This is a genomic window from Candidatus Neomarinimicrobiota bacterium (assembly GCA_021734025.1).
In the GTDB taxonomy this organism is placed as follows: Bacteria; Fidelibacterota; JAANXI01; order JAANXI01; family JAANXI01; genus JAANXI01.
This window is the reverse complement of record JAIPJS010000019.1, coordinates 53,134-73,245: the sequence shown is the minus strand read 5'-3', so window position 1 is coordinate 73,245 and position 20,112 is coordinate 53,134. Positions and strand designations below refer to the sequence as shown.

Below are 20,112 nucleotides of genomic sequence, written 5' to 3'. Positions count from 1 at the left end.
AAAACCTTTGCAGGGGTGGCCACGCGCGTCTTAGCCAAAGTCACGGCGTTTACGTTGCTCCAATACGTGAATAAATTTGTCAAAAAACGACCGCTCAATCAGGTGAAACATGCCTTGGCCTAGTTTCACACAACGGGTTTTATTAGTAAATAATTGCAATGAAAATAAGAAAATATTTTACCCTCGGATGGCTCAAATGGATGCTACTGATGCTCATTAAAACACCTCGATGAACTGCTGCGAAGCGAGCCAATCTGTAGGAACTTCATTATTAGGTTTGGATAAATTTTATGCAATTTATAAATATAGTGGCTGTGAGTTTAGCTGTCTTACTCAGCATTGGATGCGCCAAGACACCTGTCGAATCTTTGGAAGACTATTTTCACCGGACAGAGACATATCGGGTGCCTGACTCCGTGTTTTCCGGTTCTCCGATGTCCGCCGTCTTTGATAAGAGCCGGAACCTATATGTCTCCGATTTTTTCAAACGAAAAATTATCAAAATTGATAGCGGTTTTACGGATTTTCATACCATTGGCAGGCGCGGGGTAGGTCCGTACGAATATTCGACGCCGATGCATATCGGAATATGGGAAAAATACCTCTATTTTTCAGACCAAAATAACGGGCTGATTAAACGGATTCCACTTACGAAAGAAATCCCATTTCAAGCTATCAAAATTCCCGGATTGATCGGTGCGAGGCATTTTGGCATATTGGATACCATGCTATTAGCCTCTAGTAATGATCCTGGTTATTTCCTCAGAGCATATAGTCTGAGTGAAAAGCGGGAAGCCCAATCCAGGCTGCTAAAAAAGTTTCCCGGAAAAGGGAGAGTGTTTAAGGTATCCAGGCATAATATTAACGGAGGCAGTATTCTCGCTGATTCCATGAACAGTTGTTTTTATGTGAGCCCTGCAGCTCCTGGAGTTATCATCACAATAAGTGAACACCTGGAGATCACTGATGTGCTTTTGCTCAACCATTTACCGGGTTTTGAGCATACTTCAGCAGTTGAGGATGATTCGAAACTACCCCAGGTGAATATTGTGCAAAACATTGCATTATTACACGGGAAGTCGGAGTATTTCTTCTTACACGCGATCCGGTTTTCCGACCCGAAAAAAAAATATTACTATCTGATAGATAAACAGGGATCCCTGGTCAGGTATTTTGTGTCATCCGATAGGATCTACCTGTGTTCCAGCGGAAGGTATATGTATTTCTGGAACTTTACGGAATCAAATAAAAATGCGCATTATTCGTATATTGAAAAATATAGATTTGAAACCGGTATGTGATAGTGTGAAATAATCTCCATCCTTAAAAGGTTCAATAACAGAATGAGTTCATTATATTGAAAAGTCGATTGGAGGATAAATAATTTCGGAATTTCAAAGAATACATTCGTTTATGACCGCATTGGAATTCTGACTACAGGAAGAATCCTTCTTCGTTGAGGAAGATTTTTTCTTACTTTATCCGATAAAAACCAAAATATTTTAGTTGATGTAAATTTATTTAAAACAAGAGATTATTAGATATAAATAAAAAGTATAAAATCATGGCACAATCATTGTAAAAATTGTAGTAAGTTCTATAGAATGTTTGGTGGGAACCAGGGATAAGTGCTTATACCCCTTTGGTAACTCCTAAGAGGCCACAGTCGGTCTTATAGGAATTATTAACGCTAGTAACTCTCAAAAAGTAAAAGGAGAACAATCATGAAGCATATAGCGAGAGCATTATCCGGATTGTTTATTGCATTATTGTTAGTTGGGGGAACTTTAATGACCACACCTCAACCAACCGATGGTGCGATCAGGGCGTATGTTGGTAGTAGCGATAGTCATGGCAATTGCGTTGATAATCAACGCTGGGCATGTGTTGCGATATTCTTCTAAACTAATGTGATCCCATGCATAGAAAGGTCGTGTCAGGTTTGACAACCTCGCACGACCTTTCCTGTCGCTATTTTTGATAAATTTATATTCATAGAATATGGGATATATATCCATGGGAAACTTGATATTTAAATATTTCTTTGTCCTGTTGGTTTTTTTAAATCCCGTATCATCCTTTGCACAGACAGTAATTCCGCTCTCAAAGCCTAAGGCATTCAAAGGAGTAAATTTATATGGTGCACGAATTACCGGTGTTGGAGGTACAATACTTATTACCAACGGTGATAATCTTTATGCAATCGGTAAAAAAAATTCAAAGGTACGGCAGTATGATTTTTTACGTGGAATAGTAAATACATCGACGAATATTGCAACTAATTTTGGAAAAATAATAGGATTAGAACAGAGCAATAACCTACTTCTTTTCAATTCAATGGAGATCGGTATCAATCATATTTACCTAGCAGACTATAATTCAAAACGTTTGCTCAATGCCATCCATCATCCTCACATAAGGTTTTTTGAAATCACCCCTGATTCCGAAATTATCATTTCGGGCCTGCACTTTACAAAATATTATGAGTACCTGAGGAAATACGACACGAATGACTTCTCCCGGAGAAAAGAGACGGACAAAGCCTTTAACCATTTATACTCCAACTACTCCGGTTACTATCTGGCAAAATATAACACAGATCTCGAGTTAATCGATTCCACGATGTTTGTTCGAACTGATGCTGCCACTGCTGAAGCCATAGATTATCTGTCCACCTACGTTAGCCCTCCTATTGAAATTTTCGACAACCAGATACTCACCATAAATCCAATTGAAAATAATCGGATAGAATTTTATACCAGTCAATTTGAAAAAGTAAAAACACTGGAAGTCGATTTTCCTGAGTTTAAAGGCTTTCCCCGGCATCTGACCGAAGATAAAGTGAACCGTATGTTTAATATCCCGGGTTCGTTCTCATACTGGCAGGGCGTTATTGCTTTCGGGGATACCATAATAGCCGTTTTTTCACATTTTAAAGAGAAGAAACAGTGCCAGTATTCTATGTTTCTATCCAATGGAAAAAAACTCGCTGATGGGATAGTTCCCGGAGAAATTATACGATTGGATTCGCAACTATACCTGTTAAACTCGTCAACAGTTCAACGACCGGTTTTGAAGGATATAACGAATTTTTACCTGGTTCCGATCAGTGTGAGTGAGTTAGTTGAAGGCGCTGTTACCAAAGATTACGTCCGGAGATTAATCAATGGGTAACTATATAAGGATTGTATTATCGATTGTAATAATAGCAGGCGTGTCCACCAGGTGCTTTGCTGACGATATGATACAGAAGGTTCGTGAGATCAACCATGAGCGATTCTATCGGTTGAAAGAAATAACATCTGATGGTTCAAAGACATTCGTGTTAGATGAAGGTAATCTTAAAGTATTTGTTATTTCAGAAAATGGAGAGCTCATCACATCATTCGGCCGCCAGGGCAAAGGGCCCGGCGAATTTGTCGAACCGGTCGACATCGTACTCCACAATGATACACTTGCGGTACTTGAGCATTCAGGATTAAAGGTTGTCCAGTTTGACACCGCGGGTACCTTCCTGAACGAATTCAGTGTAAAGCAGATGTTGCCGTTTTCCTTCAACTATTCTGACGGTGAATATCAAGTGGTTACCCTGACACATAATGATGGTTATCTCCAGAGGTATTCAGTATCCGGTCAATTAATCAAGTCTAATGTGGTTGATGGGAGTGCATCAGAACCACTCTCTGACAAAGCCCCACAACAAATGCAAATATTCAGTAAAATGAATTTTTGGACGAACAGTAATTACGATTATTATGCTGGGTATTTTTACAAACCGGTTATTGAAAAGTACAACTCAAATTTCAGGAATGTAGAAACAGCAACTCTCAAATTGGATCTCCCGGAACCTAGCGTGGAACTGCGCGGAAATGCTGCATTTATTCGGGGAGAACCCATTGTGTACGACATTCAGTATTTTAATGGGGCACTTTATGCTTTATGGTGGAACCGAAATTTACAGCAGATCGAATGCAACGGCTTTGCCACTTTATCCAAATATTCGGCTGATTTGATTCTTGAGGAAAAATCGGTATTACCGGATTGCCTCCTCGGATTTCACATCAATAACGGTTTTTTATACGGGATTTGTAATGAACCCGTACCCAAAGTGGTGATCTATGCGCTCGAATAATGCAATCTCTCTGCATTGGATTCGGGGACAGGCCATCGCGCTGATTCCGTACGTAATATCTGCATTTTTTCTTTTGACGCTCATCCTGAAAGCCAGAAGCGGGTTCGTTGTCCCCGTGGGATGGGTGCTGCTGCTCGGAGAAAAGTGGCTCCCGGCTATAACGGCAGTGTACTGGGGGAGTATCGTCGGGGAAATTGGAATAATCATAGGCGTTTGGATACACCCGTACCGCAAAATTATCGCAGGGATCGGCCTGGGATTTACTACCGGCGGAATATTTATCAGCATCCTCGTTCTGGGCGGGTTGCTCAATGACTGTGGCTGTGGCCTCCCCGGTGAAGCCATCACGGTCTTGATTCAAAAAGCGATAATACTGCTCTGCTTTTTCGTCCTGTTCAAACAACCCTATGATATTTCAGAGGATAACTGACAACCCGGCTTCTCCGGCTGCCAATTCGATGGGACGGAATCAGTGTTCAATAGTCCGGATTATCCAATCTTCCCGGAGGAAGAAAAGGCCCCGACCTTGTGTAATCAATCCCTGGAAATTTCCAAAGATTTAGAGGTAGTATATTCCCGGGGAGCAGACCAAAGCAGGAACCCCGGCTGTAAATCCGGGGGGCTCCATGCATATAAGTAAAAAATTGGGGTAAAATATTTTGAAAAATGAAACGTTGCTGAGGATATACTCGCTATTAATATGTGTGCTGCTGTTGCTGGCACAAAATGGGAAAATACTCCTAAAGTCAAGTTTAAACCACAATACGGTTCGGTGCGAAATTCTTCAACCACATGCCGGCGAATTTGTTCGCTGAAGTATCGCTTGCGATTGAGTTTGCGTTTGTCCATAAGGGAGCCTCTTGGTGTGGTCAAGCCATACTAGGGACAGACAGCCGTCTCCTGTTATCGATCACGATAACGGGATGTATGCAAATCGGGATGATGGTATCAAAAATGATTACGCAGTCAACTGCCGACCTCAGCAACGTCTCATTACAGGTGCGATTCATTCGAAACCTGTATCCACCGGAAACCGGAACGACAGAATCCGGATTCCTTGAAGGCGAATGGCGGGAAGGCCGAAATATCATTGGAGTGAATGTTTTTAAACGATCCGGTATAGGGATGTATAAACTGGATGCTACCATGACAGCAAATGGCGATACACTGCCGTATTACTCAGGTGGAGCAAACGGACGCTTTTTGGACAAAGATGAGGTGGTTCCCCAGCACCTTGTAATTGAGACTACGAGCGGTCAGCGGGCTGAATTTGACGTGGAACCCATCGAAGAGGTGAATATCAAGTCCGTCAATGGCGGTTCGGGTGTCGTAGATCTGGGCGACGATCTTGTGCTGGAGTTTGATGTACCGGCCGGCGTCGAAAACCGCAATATGCAAGTTAGCCTTCTGATGGATGTTATGGGCGTACGTGATTGGGTGGATATTGTCCAGTTCAGGGAGAAGGAACGGGTTGTAATTCCGGCGAGCGCGTTTCGTCACCTTCCGGGGCTCTCTCCCATATCCGGCGAGTCGTATCTGCGGGTGGAACGGTACAAAGTCTCCCCGGCAATTCATAATGCCGGCGTCGGGGCAGCCCAGGTGCTGTCGCTTTCATGGGACGCAGTGCCAGTGGAGGTAGCCGGTAAACGGGATGCCGTCTACGGTATCTCAGTCTCAGATGAAATGACAAGCGAGAAGGGCACTATGGAATTTGATATCACCAAACCCAATGCGTTCCTTGGGAAGCCGCTTTCCAGCGGGAAAAAATTTGCCCTGACATCGCTCTCGGTCCGGGCAACCAAACTGAAACAGAGCCGGACAAAAACCTCATCCTCCAGCAGTTATTACGGCAGTTATAAGGTGACCACCACGACGACAACGACCAAAACCCGAAAATTCCCGACACTCCCGGACGAGTTCTGGGAAGGGTTAGTTGACGATATGTATGATGACGTGGTACAAACCTTCCAGGATAATTACAACATCGAACTCATCCCGGTGGAACAGGTGACCGCCACGCCATCCTATCAGGAACTAGAGACAATCGACGACGGTGTGACCGAGGTGGAAGTCAGCAAGAGCTATAAAAACACGAAGAATCTAATCCCCACGACACTGGGTGCGATCATCGGATCGGTTTCGTCGACTTTTGCTTCCGATCGTGTGGATGCCCGGCTCATCGAGGAACTGGATGTGGATGGTCTGATTGCGGTTACGCTGGACCTGGAAATGCCGTGGGAGTCATTTTCGTTGTCGCCCCGGCTCAGTTTCCGCGTCTCCGGACCGCCGAACGGTTATAAACTGGGGCCGACTATTTATGCCCAGGGAGTTGTCTGGGGCAATGGAGTGGAATTAGATAGCGCCAAGGCCGAAGCCACCGATCCAACGGATATCCTGAATCGGGTTGTCAGGAAAGACGAGATCATCAGGGCGCTGGATGCAGGTTTGAAAGAGCTGGAAGCCAAAGAACAAGAGTTCGGCTACGATAAAATCTGGGCACTGCAGGAATAGGAAAGCTCCAAAAACACGAATAGACGGTACGCCGGGTGTCTCGATCATCTCCCCTCCATGACGGGATACCCGGTTTTTTATGTCCCGGCTCGCCAGGCCGGGATTTTTTTATGTAAAATGTGATCTATCCCACGACAAAATATTTCCCCGGCGGAACCAATTGAGAAACTACTTATTGACTTGTAAGATCAATGCCATCTAAACAGACCAAACCAACAACACGAAAGGGGAACACGAATAGAATGAAAGCCATGAGAAGGATAAAGCAATTTACACTCCTTGGCGGGATAATACTAGTGGCGCTGGGTATGATCGGTTGCTCCAGCTCAACCGAACCGGAAGGTTCCGGGGAAATTACGCAACCCGAAGAAGTCAATCTCCGGGAAGAAGTTCCGGATAGCTTGCAGGAGAATTCACCCGAAGCGTATTCAGGAGTGTTGAGCGTGGAGAGCCACATGAATCTCGGCCAGAACATGTACAGCTCTATCTACCAGCAGCGCCAGAGTTCGAACAGTACCGTAACGTACGGGAACCTGACCATCGAGTATGAGGCTGAACCGGAATCACGCGACGGTAAAAATGGCACCTTGTGGTCCGCGACCTATGACGGTACAATTGTAACTGACGACACCACCATTACCTTCGATTCGGAAGAGATCTTCTCCGGGTGGACCGCCGACGATGGGTCCGCTGGTGAGTTCACCTGGGACTGGGGAGCATATGCCCGGGCATCCGGGAGTTCGGAGGGACAAAATAACTTTTATCACGTCGTCTGGTCGACCGATGATAACGGTACGCTGACGGCCACCTCCACAATTCAGGGTGATGATAACAAGTTTGAATATACCGTAATCATCCATGAAAATGGTTCAGGGAGCTACGAATATGCACTCATCGATGAAAACGGTGATGTGACCCAGTCGAATTATGTGGAATGGGATGCCGAAGGAAAAGTGGTTTCCTAAGCCTTTCACAGCCAAATTCCCAGCGAATGGAAAAGCCCTTCCGGAATCTCCGGAAGGGCTTTTTTAATACGCTTTACACAAGCGGGGATTCAAGATGTAATTTTGTTGTGATTTCAAGTAAATTGAATATTATTATTTCAATATTGGAGAGAAGGACAATGAATGTAAGTCTCATTTTTGGCGATGGACATCTGGGACGGTATCTTGTGCCGATTTTGGTCGATGGAGGGATGGCTGTCTCCGTAATTGTTGACGAAGAGACCGCACTTCCGGAAACGAGACACTGGGAGAACGTTGCGGTTATCCGGGAACCGTACGAGTATCAGAGTGAGCGCTGGCATCGTGTATTGAGCGAGTTGCAGACTGATGTCCTCGTGGACTTGGCCGGAATTGATCTGACGGGTACGTATACGGAAGTCCGCGATACAGTCAGTCATCTCATTGGCTGTGGTAATATCCGGATGTACGGTCCACCACAGATAATACCGACGCCGGAGGAGACACAAAATCCACCCGAGTCCGAAGAATTTGCCCGGCGGTACCGTGATTTGTTGGGCATCCAGGGCCAGGCAACCCATGACGGAGTGCCCTTTACCGGGATTATACTCTCACAGATTGCCGGCCCCGGCGGTGTGCCCATAGACCTGCGTGGCGGAAATAACCCGGATACCCACCGGGCACACGCTGATGGAGAACCGGTCAGGTTGCCAACAGGGTGCAATACGTTGTTAGCACCGTGCGACGTGACGGATGCCGCAAATGCGATCTATCTCGCCATCATAAAACGGGAGACGGCAACCGGGGAACTGTTCAATGTCGGACCGCCCTATGCCATCACCTGGGAAAAAATAATCGGGATATATGAAACAGCATACCGCCGGGATCTCATCGTCAATACCATCGACTGGGATGAATTCTTTGCCGACCACCTGCCTGAGGCCGAAGCGAATTATGTCTTTCGAGAGCATTCCTGTCCGGATATCGTCAAAATCCGTACCATCCTTGGATATGAACCGCAATACCCGCCGGAGGAAGCCTTGCGTCGGGGTATCGAGTGGATGCGCAAGACAAATATACTTTAGACAGGTGATAATGTGACGTTTTTCATTTTGTAACTGTGGCGATCAATAAATACTTGCCATTTTATCCGGATATCTCGAAATATTAGTCGCTGCTCCCGATTTTCACACCAGATTCTCACACCTCAATACCGCAATATTAACTCCCTGAAAGGATTGGTATCATGAAACGGTTTAACATTATTCTGGTGGTCTCTGTTCTGTGCATGGGATTTTGGCTCGGTTGTACTGATACGACATTCTCCTCCGATTCCGGGACGGAAGTAACGTTAACGCATGAAGGTTTCGATTTCTCGGAAGGGAAAGCGGATACCGCGAATTACCAAAACAGCGATGGCGAAACTATCGTCTGGGCTCCGGACGGAGAAAGCCATCCTGATTACTCCAGTGGGATCTGGTGGCGAACATACCAGTCCGATGAAAACAACGGAAGGAACCAGACCAAAGATTATGGCATCATTGACCTGAGCGAGGTTTCCGAAGCGCCGACTGTTTGGGATGTACCTCCCCACACACCGCTACGGGCCAATCATGTATTCGTGGCAAAGTGCCGGGACGGATACGTGAAGTTTAAAGTTTTAGAGACGGATACCACTGCGGGCATGTGGCCGGCGCAGGTGAAATACTTGTTTTCGGAGACTACGCAATTCCCATAATAAGCGAAAATCTTTCTTCCGAATTTTATCCTGTCATCCCGCCGCAGCGGGATGGCAGGTTTTATATGCAGAATTCCACCCAGCCCCCGTCGTTGGACGGTACCTTGCAAGGAACCCAAACAATCAATTCGGGGACTACATCTCTGAGTCTTAGTTTACTTTTGCACAGATGCCATCTTTCCGAAGGTGACATCTGTGGATAATTAATCCAATTGTTAGTTATCTCGCCGCTTGATTGACTGATCCGGTTTGGCGATATTTTTCCCTGAAGGGGAGGCTGAATCGCAATGTGGCGGTACAGTAAGTTCAGTTTCAATCTATCAGCAGAGAACGAGGGAAAATGAGTAATCAAGCGAACAACGGGGCAGAATCGGCAAGTAACTTCATTCGCGAAATTATTGACCGGGATCTCACCGAAGGAAAATACGACACAGTGATTACCCGGTTCCCGCCCGAGCCGAACGGATACCTCCATATCGGGCACGCCAAGTCTATCGTACTGAATTTCGGCCTGGCCAAAGATTACAACGGACGCTGCCATCTCCGGTTTGACGATACCAATCCGGAAACCGAAAATGAGGAGTACATCCGATCCATAAAGGAGACCGTCCAATGGCTGGGATACGATTGGGGTGATCACCTATATTTTGCCTCCGATTATTTCGAGCAACTTTATGCATATGCAGTAAAGCTGATACGGGACGGCAAAGCGTACGTCGACAGCCAGAACGAGGAAAAAATCCGCGAAAACCGGGGATCTGTCAACGAACCGGGCAAGCCGAGCCCGTACCGGGATCGGTCGGTGGACGAGAATCTGACCCTGTTTAAAGAGATGCGCGAAGGCAAGTACGGGAACGGAGAGCACGTGCTGCGTGCCAAAATCGATATGGCCTCGCCCCATATGATAATGCGAGACCCGTTGCTGTACCGGATTAAACATGCACATCACTACCGCCAGGGCGACAATTGGTGTATTTATCCCATGTATGACTTCGCACATCCCCTGGAAGATGCCATTGAAAACGTCACCCACTCCCTCTGCACGCTGGAATTCGACACCAACCGGGTGTTGTATGACTGGGTTCTGGAAAACTGTCTGGAGCCCGATGAATTACCAACCCGGCCGCACCAATACGAATTTGCCCGGCTGAATCTTTCCTATACCATTATGAGCAAACGGAAACTGCTCCGGCTGGTAAAGGAGGGAAAAGTGGACGGCTGGGACGATCCCCGGTTGCCGACCCTGGCCGGTATGCGTCGGAGAGGTATTCCGCCGGAAGCGATCCGGACGTTTTGCAAGGAAGTCGGCGTTACCCGGACCGAAAGTATCGTCGAAATGAGCCATTTTGAGCACGTGCTCCGTGACGATCTAAATCTCCGGACGCCTCGGATAAACGGTGTCACAGAGTCGCTGAAAGTGGTTATTACCAATTATCCGGAAGGAAAAACCGACTGGATCCCTGCCTCGTACTGGCCCAGAGATATCGATAAATCTGGCCAGCGGGAGGTTCCGTTTACCAGGGAACTCTTTATCGAACGAGATGACTTCAGAGAAGATCCACCCAAAGGGTTTCACCGATTAGCGCCCGGACGGGAGGTCCGTCTTCGGTACGGATATTTCATCACCTGCGAGGAGGTGATAAAGAACGATGACGGAGTGATTACTGAACTCCGCTGTACCTATGATCCGGAAACTCGTGGCGGAGATGCGCCGGACGGTCGCTCACCGGAAGGTACGCTGCACTGGGTCTCGGCTGAACATGCAATTCCCGCAGAGTTGAGGCGATATAACCGCCTGTTCAACGTGGCAGCCCCGGATGCCGGGGACGAAGACTTTACCGAACATCTGAATCCTGAGTCGCTGGTCGTGAAGCAGGGATTTGTTGAGCCAAGTATCCTCGACGACGCAAGGGACACGCGCTACCAGTTTGAACGGATTGGATATTTCCGCCAGGATCAGGAGGATTCGGAACCGGGAAGCCTGGTGTTGAACGAAATTGTCCCGCTGCGTGATACCTGGGCTGAACAGGAAGAGGCGGAACGGCAGGCGGAAATCGAGCGGAAGCGTCGCGAAAAGGAAGCGGAAAAACAGCGGCAGCGGGAGCGTTCCGAAGCCGGAGCCGGAGATGCGTTTGGTGACCTAAACCCGGATCAGCGAACCGAGGCGAATGCCCTGATTGCGAAGTATGAACTTGACAAGGTAGATGCTGCGGTTATTGCCAGAGATGAGGCGCTGACGGAGTTTTTTCGGGCTGTTTCCGGGAGTGACAGTGCGCCGCCGAAATTGGCCGCGAACTGGATCGTTAACAATTTGATCGGGATTATGCAGGATCAAACCGTCCGTGATTTACCGTTTGGGCCAGAAGAGTTCAGTCGGTTCATAGCATTGATCGATGAGGGGGTAATCTCTGCCCGGATTGGTGATGAACTCCTGGAAAAGATGATGACCAGCGGAGAGGATCCGGAGATGATTGTCCGGCGTGAAGGGCTTCGCCAGATCGGCGACTCCGATTCATTGAAGCTTGTGGTGGAAGAAATAATCGCTGAGAATCCGGAAAAGGTACAGTCATACCAGGAAGGAAAAAAAGCGCTTATTGGTTTCTTTATGGGCCAGGTGATGCAAAAGACTGAAGGCCGGGCAAACCCGGAGATGGCTAGAGAACTCCTGACCCGGGAACTTGAAGCGTAATTTACTGTTCCTTTCATCGCAATTTTCTCCAGCCGGTTCTATGGCAGTTTTTAAAAAGAACTATAGGTATTGCCTTAATACCCGGGAGATTATCACATGAAAATGACTGTACGGAATAATTCTCTTTTCTGCATAGTACCGGACTATGTGCTTTGCACTTCACTCCTGTTTCGAATACTTTTTTGCTTATGAAAATATGAAATAGCACCTGGGAGGCAACTAATGGAGGTTACACTCATCGGAACCGGACTCATGGGGTTTCCCATGACGAAAGCGCTACTTGAAGCCAGTTACGATGTGACGGTGTACAACCGGACGATCGAAAAAGCCGCACCCCTGGCCGAAGCCGGTGCACGCACTACGAATTCTCCGGGAGAGGCAGTCGAAGCCGGCGAGTGTATCATCCTGATGGTGACTGATGCGGAGGCTATCGAAGAAGTCCTTTTTTCCAATGATATGATTCCCCTGACCGGGAAAACGGTGATCCAGATGGGAACAATCGCTCCGGACGAAAGTCGCGATTTTGCCAAACGCATTGAGAAAGTAGGCGGCGATTATCTGGAGGCGCCGGTGCTCGGAAATAAAAGCGATGCCGCCAAAGGTGAACTCTTCGTCATGGTGGGCGGTACCGAGGAACAGTTCAATCGCTGGAATATCCTGTTGAAGACATTCGGAAGCCTTCATTACATCGGTGAGGTCGGGACAGCCGCAGCCCTCAAACTGGCACTAAATCAGTTTATAGCGTCCCTGACAGCGACGTTCGGCTTAAGTTTGCGTTTGATCCAAAAGAACGGCGTCGACCTGGATGTTTTTATGGATATCCTCCGGGACAGTGCACTCTATTCGCCTCAATATGACAAGAAGCTCCCACGGATACTTCAGAGTGATTATTCTGATCCCAATTTTCCGACGCAGCATCTGCTGAAGGACGTGGATCTGATGATCCAGGCGGCCAACGATGCCGACTTGGAAGACGCGGCCATAAAAGGTATACGCCAGGTCATTCGTAATGCGATAGACAAGGGATTTGTGGAAACCGATTATTCTTCGTTGGTCGAGGGTATCACTAAATAGTATGAAGGATAGTTCGAAATGAATTTTTTACTCGTGGGTATCGGTGGGTTTTTTGGCGCGGTGAGCCGGTATGCAGTTGGCGGCTGGGTACATCGCTGGCTGGATAATCCGTGGTTTCCGTATGGCACGTTGGCCGTGAATGTACTGGGCTGCTTTTTAATTGGGTTTTTGGCCGGAATGGCTGAGACCCGGGAGATTTTGACCCCGGAAATGCGGCTTTTGACCATGGTTGGCTTCCTGGGAGGGTTCACGACTTTTTCGTCTTTTGGATATGAGTCCATCGAATTGCTGCGAGACGGGCAGCTACTGGGAATGATGTGGAATCTGGCATTTCACCTGGTGCTCGGACTGCCGGCTGTCTGGATTGGACTAAACCTTACCCGTTAACACTGGAGGATATAATGTTGCCGGACAAGGGACATTTACTGCGTATCTACATCGGTGAAAGCGACAAAAAAGACGGTATGCCGCTGTATGAGTGGATTGTAAAGCAGGCGAGAGAACACGGACTTGCCGGCGCAACGGTGTTGAAAGGTCTTGAGGGATTCGGGGCACACAGCCGTATTCATACGGCGAAAATACTCCGGCTTTCGGAAGATCTTCCTATTGTGATCGAAATCGTAGACACCCGGGAGAATATTGAATTATTTTATCCTACTATTGACGAAGCCATTCAGGAAGGGCTTGCAACACTGGAGCAGGTTGAAATCCGGTTTTACCGAAGTGGAACCAATGAGGAATAAATTAAGTTTTTAGCGATAATCATCTGTTACCGGGAATTATAGATTATGGACGCCGAAAAAGGCAGCGGAAATCGGATTGAGTCTGATACAACCGGGTCGTCGCATCTCTGGCGAAATAGTCTGTTAATTATCCTGTTCGCCAGCGCGGTTTTTTTAGTCATCCGCGTCAATCTTTTGACGGATACCCTTGAAACGCTGCGGGAAGATTATCAGATGATGCAAACCCGGATCGACAGTCTCCGGGCGCTGCGTACCCCGCCTCCGGATTCGCTGGGTTTCACGGGATTTTTAACGGAATATGACTTGCGCCAACTTCGGGAAAAGGGGTTGGTCAATCCTGTTGAAGCCCTTAAAACCGATTTAATGAACAGCGCAGAACTCATCCCTGAAGAAGGGGTGCTAGGCGGGACAATGCATTTTTATCCGGATCAGATTTATGTCCTCTCCTCAAAATGGGTGCTGGCCTATTATGATGACGGGCATACCGCTGGCGAATTACTGCTTGAATACAAGGTTTCTCCAACCGGCGAAATCGCCTGGAACGTAATAGATTCCAACTGATTTTTGGTCACTTCAGTTTTCCGTTTACATTCCTAAAGAGTTAGGGTTTATATTACCCGGTATGAAATTCCATAGAACATTTTGGGTTTTTCTATTGCTGTTTCTCAGTGCCACTTCCGGATTTGCCCAGGAAAAGAATCCGCACCAGGCACTGGCGAAGGCGAAACAGCAGGCTCTGACGCGTTCGAGACAGTTAGAGAAGACGATATCTCCGGTTATCTATGGGAATTATGACGTGCACTTGTATGATCTGGATTTAATGTTCCATCCCGAATCGGAATCCATTTCAGGCATCGTTGAGATCGGGGCAATTAGCGGACTGTTCCAGGAATCTATTCTGGTGGATTTAGCCACGAATATGAATATAGACAGCGTTGTGGGACGGAATTCCGGCTTTTCACGATCCGGGGGGCAGGTATTGGTTGAATTTGATGATCCGCTGGAGAGCGGGGAAGACTTCCGGATTCGTATCGCCTACCACGGGGAACCTGAGGCTGCCGGATTCCAGGGACTCACGTTTGAGGAGCATTCCGGGGGACCTATTTACTCAAGCCTTAGTGAACCCTATTTTGCACGGACATGGTGGCCGTGCAAGGATGTGCCGGTGGACAAAGCCGACTCGGTGAACATTCATATTACCACGGGCAGGGATGTAACTCCGATCTCCAACGGGAGCCTTGCAGAGATAACATACCCCACTGACTCTACTCACACCTGGCACTGGGAAGTGCGGTATCCGATTACGACCTATTTGATATCAGTTGCGATCTCAAATTATGATCATCTGACCGATACCTATGTTACTACAGACGGCGACTCCATGCCACTCGACTACTATCTCTATTCCCAGGAGACCACTTCCGACTACATTACCGGGAATGTGGCAGAAACGAAACAGATGCTGGAATCGTTTGCCCGCATGTTTGGCGAATATCCGTTTCTGAAGGAAAAATACGGGATGGCCAGTTTTAACTGGGGCGGAGCGATGGAGCATCAAACTATCTCGAGTATGGGGTCGTACAGCCGGTCTATCATTGCGCACGAATTGGCCCATCAGTGGTGGGGCAACATGGTGACGACGCGCACGTGGAATCACATTTGGTTGAACGAGGGGTTCGCCTCTTATTCGGAAGCGCTCTATTTTGAGGAAACAGAAGGTACTGAGCAGTACCATGAGTATATGCGTTCCATGGCGTATCGTGGCCAGGGAACCGTCTATGTCCATGATACGACCAGCGTTTCGCGTATTTTTAACGGAAGCCTGACTTATGACAAGGCCGGATACATTCTGCATATGCTTCGCCATGTTGTGGGGGATTCGACATTTTTTGATGTCCTGGACGAATACCGTGAACAATATTATATGAAGACAGCGATTACTGAAGATTTTCGTCGGGTGGCGGAACAGGTGTCCGGCAGAGATCTTTCTGCCTTTTTCCAGCAATGGATTTATGAGCCGGGCGCCCCGAATTACGATTATTGTATGTGGACGAACCCGGCAGGCGGCCAGACCGAAGTGATCCTCAGTATCAACCAGACTCAGATGGAGCCGTTTCCTGAGGTATTCGAAATGCCACTGGATGTGCGTTTCTCCGACAGTACCGGGCATGATACGACACTTGTGGTGGAGAATTTTCAGCGAAAACAGCAATATAATTTTATCTTCGATTGGCAGCCGAATGAAGTCAAACTTGATCCGGACGACTGGGTGCTGAAGACGGCGAAACATGTGCCGGCGAATTTGACCAGAGACGGATGTGAATTCCTGGAGCAATTTGCGATTGCTCCCGCTTATCCAAATCCCTTCAATAACGAAACAACCCTGACATTTACCCTGCCTACCCGCGCATATGTTAACGGAGATATTATCGACATCACCGGGAGAAAAGTAGCCTCCATTGTCTCCAGAGTCCTGGATCCCGATCGCCATACATATCACTGGGATGGAACCGATGATCAGGGAGCCATCGTCAGCTCGGGTATTTACTTTTTTCGGATCAGGGCCGGAGAAAATGTCACCTCGCAAAAAATGATATTCCTAAAATAGACCTTCAGGTTCCCCGCCCATATATCAGGTTGATATATGGGGTATATCACAATCATATAATTGGAGACGTCCTCTCTCGTATAATTCCAGGCAAGTGATAGATTTAATGCGATATATAAGAGTTGATAGTGCGGTGGCATGTCGCTTGCAATGAAACTAATAAATAAAGTGACGATGAATTTACCGGACCGGAGGATTGAAAATATGTTAAAAAAATTACTGATGGGTTGCCTGATTTTATCACTGGGAATTCATGGGGTGGTAAACGCTCAGGGGCATAGTGAACGGATACAGCGTTCCGAACTCCTGACAAGTGAAAAATCCATAAACATCGATGTTGAGTATGCTTTGGGCAGATTTACACTGAAACCGAGTCTGGCCGATGAAGCATTCGCTGCGGATATTATTTATAATCCGGAATTATTTGAGCCGCAGGTAAATTACGAAATCAGAGACGACATTGGATACCTGGAAATCAGTTCCAATAAAGATAATGAAATGGAATTTGACTGGGAAGACCGGGATACAGAAAGCGAGTGGGACATCAATTACAACCCGACTGTTCCGACTTCGATGGACTTGTCCGTCGGACTTGGCAAAGGGATAATGGAACTCGGTGGCGCGCGAATAACCAGCCTCTCGGTGGAAAACGGGTTGAGCGAGACGGAGATCGATTTTTCAAAACCAAATATGGCGGTGATGGAATATATGGACTTTGAAACCGGCCTGGGAAAGTTCCGCGCAAAAAGCCTCTCCAACGCCAGGTTTGAGAAACTAGACTTTGAGTGTGGTCTGGGTTCCGCTACTCTGGATTTCCATGGAGTCGGCCTGGACAAGTCTGAGGTAAATATTTCTGTTGGGCTGGGCTCTGCGACGATAATCGTCCCGGAAAATATCGGTGTCCGGGTCGAAACGGGGGACAATTTTATGTCGAGTATCTCTTTTGATAGCTCGTTTCGTAAGCACAGTGGCTATTACTACAGCCCGAACTGGAACGAAGCCGAGAAAAAGATGAAAATTAATATCGAAGTTGGACTTGGCAGCGCAAATATCGAGCGTTTGCCGTAAATAGGAAATAACAGTTTCAATAGTAACTGACCGCTTAACGCTTTTTCAACAAGGCGTTAAGCGGTATTTTTTATCCCAAATTATTTCAGCAAAGCCTTCCACGATGTATTACCATTTGCATTCACCCTGATTTCGGGGTAAGATCGTATTACGAATTCAATAAAACATATGAAGGTTGCTATGCCAAAGATACGATTCACTGTATCCCTGGAAAAAGAACTGCTGGACGAGTTTGACGCAAATATCCAGCGGCAAAATTATTCAAACCGGTCGGAAGCTATCAGAGATCTTATTCGGGAGCAGATCGTCGATGAAGAGTGGGATCGGGATCAGGAGGTGATCGGCAGTATTACCATGGTGTATAATCATCACGAGCGGGAATCCTCCAGGGAGTTAACGAATATTCAACACGACCATAATGACGCTATAATTTCCACTCAGCACATCCATGTGGATCACGTGAACTGTCTGGAGGTTGTCATTGTCCGAGGCACCGCTGCACAAATTACGGAGTTGTTCACCAAGTTGAAATCATCTCCGGGGGTAAAACAGTGTGAGCTGACCCGTTCCACCACCGGCAATCTACTGAGTTAGGTCACAGCGCTTCGATGCACATTCCCGACGGCTTCCTGGATGCCAAAACGCTGATTACAACGAATGCAATTTCGCTGACGGCCCTCTTCGCTGCGGTGAAAAAGGTCAATGCTAAATTTTCGCCGCATCGGATTCCATTGATGGGAGTCCTGGCATCATTCGCTTTTGCGGCACAATTACTGGCATTTCCGGTGATTGGCGGTACGTCAGCGCATATCACCGGCGCCGTGCTGCTCGCGGTGATTCTCGGTCCGTATACCGCGGTAGTACTTATCGCCACCGTACTATTACTTCAGTCGCTGCTTTTCCAGCATGGTGGGATTTTAACCTTCGGCGCCAACCTGCTAAACCTCGGTGTGATTGGCGCGATGCTCGGTTACGGGTTATACAGAATTCGCCGCACTTTCTGGATGGCGGGAATGGCCGCATTTATCGTGATTGTGCTCGGCGGCGCAGCCGGCGCGATCGAGCTGGCTGCCTCTGACCGATTGCCACTGGATGCCGCACTCACAGGAATGATCTCGGCCCAGGGAATCGTCGGTATAATTGAGGCCTTTGTCACCGTTTCGATCTTGAGGGTGATCCAAAAGATCAGACCGGATTTACTCACACTAGACAAAATTTAATACCAGAGATGCAACACGCCTACTTCGATAAATATTCTAATCGGTCAAGTCCCGTCCACAACCTTGGGATCAGAAGGAAACTCGTTCTATTCCTCGGATTATTAATATATTTCGGGGTGGTTCCGGTAACATGGTCTGTCTTCATTGTGAATCTATCGGCGCTTTTCGCTCTATTTTATTTGGCGAAAATTCCGGCGAGGTTTATCCTGCGGCGGGCAGTTGTAATCCTGCCATTCCTGCTGTTCATTATTGTCATAATTCCATTAGTGCAGGAGCAGAGTTGGGCGGTTGCCAGGAACACATTTGCCCGGGCGATTTGCAGCGTGCTTGCATTAATATTATTCGTCTCCACGACTAAATTTCCCCGGTTACTCCGGGTACTGGAAAAAATGAAAGTGCCTGCTGTGATAGTGCAGGTCCTGGCGTTTATCTATAGGTATTTCTTTGTACTAATTGATGAACTTCAGCGGATGAAACTGGCTGTCCGTGCCCGGGCACCCAAACGAAGGAAATCTTTGGTGTATCTGGCGTTCTCCAATCTGTTGGGAATGCTCATTGTCAGGAGTTATGAACGGTCAGAACGCATTTATCAGGCGATGCGGCTGCGCGGATACGACGGCGACGGTGAGGACCTCTGATGCCGGTACTTGAATTCAGAGATTACCACTACGCCTATCCGGATGGAACGGAAGCCCTCTCCGGTATATCCTTCAGCGTTGAGGAGGGGGAATCGTTGGGAATAGTCGGGCCAAACGGTGCCGGGAAAACCACGATGTTGCTTTCATCATGTGGCTTGCTTGAGGGGGAGGGGCACGTATTAGTACACGGCGAAATCCTGACGAAAAAGAATGCCGGCAGGTTACGCCAATCCCTGGGATTCGTTTTCCAAAATCCGGACGACCAGCTGTTTATGCCCACGGTGTACGAGGATGTCGCGTTCGGTCCGGATAACCTGGGATATTCTGCAGAGGCCATTGATTCCGCAGTGGAAGCGGCTCTGGAGGCAGTAGAATTGCCGGATTTCGGAGAAAAATCGTCGCATCATCTGAGTAGTGGAGAGAAAAAGCGAGTTGCGGTGGCAACGGTATTGTCAATGAAACCGGATGTACTCATTCTTGACGAACCTTCCACAAATTTGGATCCCCACGCCCGGAGGAATCTTATTGAACTCTTCGCAGGCATGGAAATAACTCAAATCATCGCGGGGCACGATTTGGAACTGATTCTGGAACTGTGTGACCGGGTCTTAATTATGAACCGTGGCCGAATCGTCGCCGACGGGCAACCTGGCTTGCTCTTTTCCGATACCGATTTAATGCGGCAGAATTTTTTGGAGGTGCCTTACTCGTTGCGGTAACAGCAGTGTA

At 47.6% G+C, this 20,112-nt stretch carries 21 protein-coding genes; 20 read left to right on the top strand and 1 reads right to left on the bottom strand.

Annotated elements, in window-relative coordinates:
- Nucleotides 1–290 precede the first annotated feature (290 nt).
- The 5 genes from K9N57_15335 to K9N57_15315 all read left to right on the top strand — a co-directional run bounded on the left by K9N57_15335 (nucleotide 291) and on the right by K9N57_15315 (nucleotide 4,562).
- Nucleotides 291–1,301 carry a hypothetical protein gene (locus K9N57_15335; protein MCF7805556.1) on the top strand — a complete coding sequence of 337 codons (1,011 nt, stop codon included), beginning with the start codon at nucleotides 291–293 and terminating at the stop codon, nucleotides 1,299–1,301.
- 423 nt (nucleotides 1,302–1,724) lie between these two features.
- On the top strand, nucleotides 1,725–1,904 hold the full coding sequence (locus tag K9N57_15330; protein ID MCF7805555.1) for a hypothetical protein: 180 nt from the start codon (nucleotides 1,725–1,727) through the stop codon (nucleotides 1,902–1,904).
- A 112-nt stretch (nucleotides 1,905–2,016) separates the two neighbouring features.
- Nucleotides 2,017–3,174, top strand: a complete 1,158-nt coding sequence (locus K9N57_15325; GenBank protein MCF7805554.1) for a hypothetical protein — start codon at nucleotides 2,017–2,019, stop codon at nucleotides 3,172–3,174.
- A complete protein-coding gene (locus K9N57_15320; GenBank protein ID MCF7805553.1) occupies nucleotides 3,167–4,132 on the top strand; it encodes a 6-bladed beta-propeller in 966 nt (321 codons plus the stop codon). The genes K9N57_15325 and K9N57_15320 overlap by 8 nt, the downstream gene beginning before the upstream one ends.
- The gene (locus K9N57_15315; GenBank protein ID MCF7805552.1) at nucleotides 4,119–4,562 is read left to right on the top strand and encodes a hypothetical protein; all 444 of its coding nucleotides are present in this window, start codon (nucleotides 4,119–4,121) and stop codon (nucleotides 4,560–4,562) included. The genes K9N57_15320 and K9N57_15315 overlap by 14 nt, the downstream gene beginning before the upstream one ends.
- Before the next feature lie 104 nt (nucleotides 4,563–4,666).
- Here the strand turns inward: K9N57_15315 and K9N57_15310 are convergent, their stop codons facing one another.
- The gene (locus K9N57_15310) at nucleotides 4,667–4,981 is read right to left on the bottom strand and encodes a hypothetical protein (GenBank protein ID MCF7805551.1); all 315 of its coding nucleotides are present in this window, start codon (nucleotides 4,979–4,981) and stop codon (nucleotides 4,667–4,669) included.
- Nucleotides 4,982–5,071: 90 nt separating this feature from the next.
- On the opposite strand from K9N57_15310, the gene K9N57_15305 reads away from it, so the two are divergent.
- From K9N57_15305 to K9N57_15235, 15 genes are all read left to right on the top strand, one after another.
- Nucleotides 5,072–6,643, top strand: coding sequence for a hypothetical protein (locus tag K9N57_15305; GenBank protein ID MCF7805550.1), 1,572 nt, complete (start codon nucleotides 5,072–5,074; stop codon nucleotides 6,641–6,643).
- Nucleotides 6,644–6,885: 242 nt separating this feature from the next.
- Nucleotides 6,886–7,608, top strand: coding sequence for a hypothetical protein (locus tag K9N57_15300; protein ID MCF7805549.1), 723 nt, complete (start codon nucleotides 6,886–6,888; stop codon nucleotides 7,606–7,608).
- A gap of 158 nt (nucleotides 7,609–7,766) precedes the next feature.
- Nucleotides 7,767–8,690 (top strand): NAD(P)-dependent oxidoreductase, encoded by a 924-nt coding sequence (locus K9N57_15295; protein MCF7805548.1) that lies wholly within the window; start codon nucleotides 7,767–7,769, stop codon nucleotides 8,688–8,690.
- Nucleotides 8,691–8,851: 161 nt separating this feature from the next.
- The gene (locus K9N57_15290) at nucleotides 8,852–9,343 is read left to right on the top strand and encodes a hypothetical protein (GenBank protein ID MCF7805547.1); all 492 of its coding nucleotides are present in this window, start codon (nucleotides 8,852–8,854) and stop codon (nucleotides 9,341–9,343) included.
- A gap of 340 nt (nucleotides 9,344–9,683) precedes the next feature.
- A complete protein-coding gene (locus K9N57_15285; protein ID MCF7805546.1) occupies nucleotides 9,684–12,032 on the top strand; it encodes a glutamine--tRNA ligase/YqeY domain fusion protein in 2,349 nt (782 codons plus the stop codon).
- Nucleotides 12,033–12,254: 222 nt separating this feature from the next.
- Nucleotides 12,255–13,106: an NAD(P)-dependent oxidoreductase gene (locus K9N57_15280; GenBank protein ID MCF7805545.1), complete on the top strand. Its 852-nt coding sequence runs from the start codon at nucleotides 12,255–12,257 to the stop codon at nucleotides 13,104–13,106.
- A gap of 18 nt (nucleotides 13,107–13,124) precedes the next feature.
- Nucleotides 13,125–13,493, top strand: coding sequence for a fluoride efflux transporter CrcB (crcB, locus tag K9N57_15275; GenBank protein ID MCF7805544.1), 369 nt, complete (start codon nucleotides 13,125–13,127; stop codon nucleotides 13,491–13,493).
- Nucleotides 13,494–13,507: 14 nt separating this feature from the next.
- Nucleotides 13,508–13,849 (top strand): DUF190 domain-containing protein, encoded by a 342-nt coding sequence (locus K9N57_15270; GenBank protein ID MCF7805543.1) that lies wholly within the window; start codon nucleotides 13,508–13,510, stop codon nucleotides 13,847–13,849.
- Between the two features lie 45 nt (nucleotides 13,850–13,894).
- Nucleotides 13,895–14,410, top strand: a complete 516-nt coding sequence (locus K9N57_15265; GenBank protein ID MCF7805542.1) for a hypothetical protein — start codon at nucleotides 13,895–13,897, stop codon at nucleotides 14,408–14,410.
- A gap of 61 nt (nucleotides 14,411–14,471) precedes the next feature.
- Nucleotides 14,472–16,457 carry a T9SS type A sorting domain-containing protein gene (locus K9N57_15260; GenBank protein ID MCF7805541.1) on the top strand — a complete coding sequence of 662 codons (1,986 nt, stop codon included), beginning with the start codon at nucleotides 14,472–14,474 and terminating at the stop codon, nucleotides 16,455–16,457.
- A gap of 204 nt (nucleotides 16,458–16,661) precedes the next feature.
- On the top strand, nucleotides 16,662–17,525 hold the full coding sequence (locus K9N57_15255) for a toast rack family protein (GenBank protein MCF7805540.1): 864 nt from the start codon (nucleotides 16,662–16,664) through the stop codon (nucleotides 17,523–17,525).
- Nucleotides 17,526–17,705: 180 nt separating this feature from the next.
- A complete protein-coding gene (gene nikR, locus K9N57_15250; GenBank protein ID MCF7805539.1) occupies nucleotides 17,706–18,119 on the top strand; it encodes a nickel-responsive transcriptional regulator NikR in 414 nt (137 codons plus the stop codon).
- 14 nt (nucleotides 18,120–18,133) lie between these two features.
- A complete protein-coding gene (locus K9N57_15245; GenBank protein MCF7805538.1) occupies nucleotides 18,134–18,745 on the top strand; it encodes an energy-coupling factor ABC transporter permease in 612 nt (203 codons plus the stop codon).
- Nucleotides 18,746–18,753: 8 nt separating this feature from the next.
- Nucleotides 18,754–19,383, top strand: a complete 630-nt coding sequence (gene cbiQ / locus K9N57_15240; GenBank protein ID MCF7805537.1) for a cobalt ECF transporter T component CbiQ — start codon at nucleotides 18,754–18,756, stop codon at nucleotides 19,381–19,383.
- Nucleotides 19,383–20,102 (top strand): energy-coupling factor ABC transporter ATP-binding protein, encoded by a 720-nt coding sequence (locus tag K9N57_15235; GenBank protein ID MCF7805536.1) that lies wholly within the window; start codon nucleotides 19,383–19,385, stop codon nucleotides 20,100–20,102. Before cbiQ ends, K9N57_15235 begins: the two co-directional genes overlap by 1 nt.
- Nucleotides 20,103–20,112 lie beyond the last annotated feature (10 nt).

Excerpts from the sequence above, each read along its gene's own strand:
- K9N57_15335 (MCF7805556.1), top strand. The coding sequence starts at position 291 with ATGCAATTTATAAATATAGTGGCTGTGAGTTTAGCTGTCTTACTCAGC.
- K9N57_15330 (MCF7805555.1), top strand. The coding sequence starts at position 1,725 with ATGAAGCATATAGCGAGAGCATTATCCGGATTGTTTATTGCATTATTG.
- K9N57_15325 (MCF7805554.1), top strand. The coding sequence starts at position 2,017 with ATGGGAAACTTGATATTTAAATATTTCTTTGTCCTGTTGGTTTTTTTA.
- K9N57_15320 (MCF7805553.1), top strand. The coding sequence starts at position 3,167 with ATGGGTAACTATATAAGGATTGTATTATCGATTGTAATAATAGCAGGC.
- K9N57_15315 (MCF7805552.1), top strand. The coding sequence starts at position 4,119 with ATGCGCTCGAATAATGCAATCTCTCTGCATTGGATTCGGGGACAGGCC.
- K9N57_15310 (MCF7805551.1), bottom strand. The coding sequence starts at position 4,981 with ATGGACAAACGCAAACTCAATCGCAAGCGATACTTCAGCGAACAAATT.
- K9N57_15305 (MCF7805550.1), top strand. The coding sequence starts at position 5,072 with ATGATGGTATCAAAAATGATTACGCAGTCAACTGCCGACCTCAGCAAC.
- K9N57_15300 (MCF7805549.1), top strand. The coding sequence starts at position 6,886 with ATGAAAGCCATGAGAAGGATAAAGCAATTTACACTCCTTGGCGGGATA.
- K9N57_15295 (MCF7805548.1), top strand. The coding sequence starts at position 7,767 with ATGAATGTAAGTCTCATTTTTGGCGATGGACATCTGGGACGGTATCTT.
- K9N57_15290 (MCF7805547.1), top strand. The coding sequence starts at position 8,852 with ATGAAACGGTTTAACATTATTCTGGTGGTCTCTGTTCTGTGCATGGGA.
- K9N57_15285 (MCF7805546.1), top strand. The coding sequence starts at position 9,684 with ATGAGTAATCAAGCGAACAACGGGGCAGAATCGGCAAGTAACTTCATT.
- K9N57_15280 (MCF7805545.1), top strand. The coding sequence starts at position 12,255 with ATGGAGGTTACACTCATCGGAACCGGACTCATGGGGTTTCCCATGACG.
- crcB (MCF7805544.1), top strand. The coding sequence starts at position 13,125 with ATGAATTTTTTACTCGTGGGTATCGGTGGGTTTTTTGGCGCGGTGAGC.
- K9N57_15270 (MCF7805543.1), top strand. The coding sequence starts at position 13,508 with ATGTTGCCGGACAAGGGACATTTACTGCGTATCTACATCGGTGAAAGC.
- K9N57_15265 (MCF7805542.1), top strand. The coding sequence starts at position 13,895 with ATGGACGCCGAAAAAGGCAGCGGAAATCGGATTGAGTCTGATACAACC.
- K9N57_15260 (MCF7805541.1), top strand. The coding sequence starts at position 14,472 with ATGAAATTCCATAGAACATTTTGGGTTTTTCTATTGCTGTTTCTCAGT.
- K9N57_15255 (MCF7805540.1), top strand. The coding sequence starts at position 16,662 with ATGTTAAAAAAATTACTGATGGGTTGCCTGATTTTATCACTGGGAATT.
- nikR (MCF7805539.1), top strand. The coding sequence starts at position 17,706 with ATGCCAAAGATACGATTCACTGTATCCCTGGAAAAAGAACTGCTGGAC.
- K9N57_15245 (MCF7805538.1), top strand. The coding sequence starts at position 18,134 with ATGCACATTCCCGACGGCTTCCTGGATGCCAAAACGCTGATTACAACG.
- cbiQ (MCF7805537.1), top strand. The coding sequence starts at position 18,754 with ATGCAACACGCCTACTTCGATAAATATTCTAATCGGTCAAGTCCCGTC.
- K9N57_15235 (MCF7805536.1), top strand. The coding sequence starts at position 19,383 with ATGCCGGTACTTGAATTCAGAGATTACCACTACGCCTATCCGGATGGA.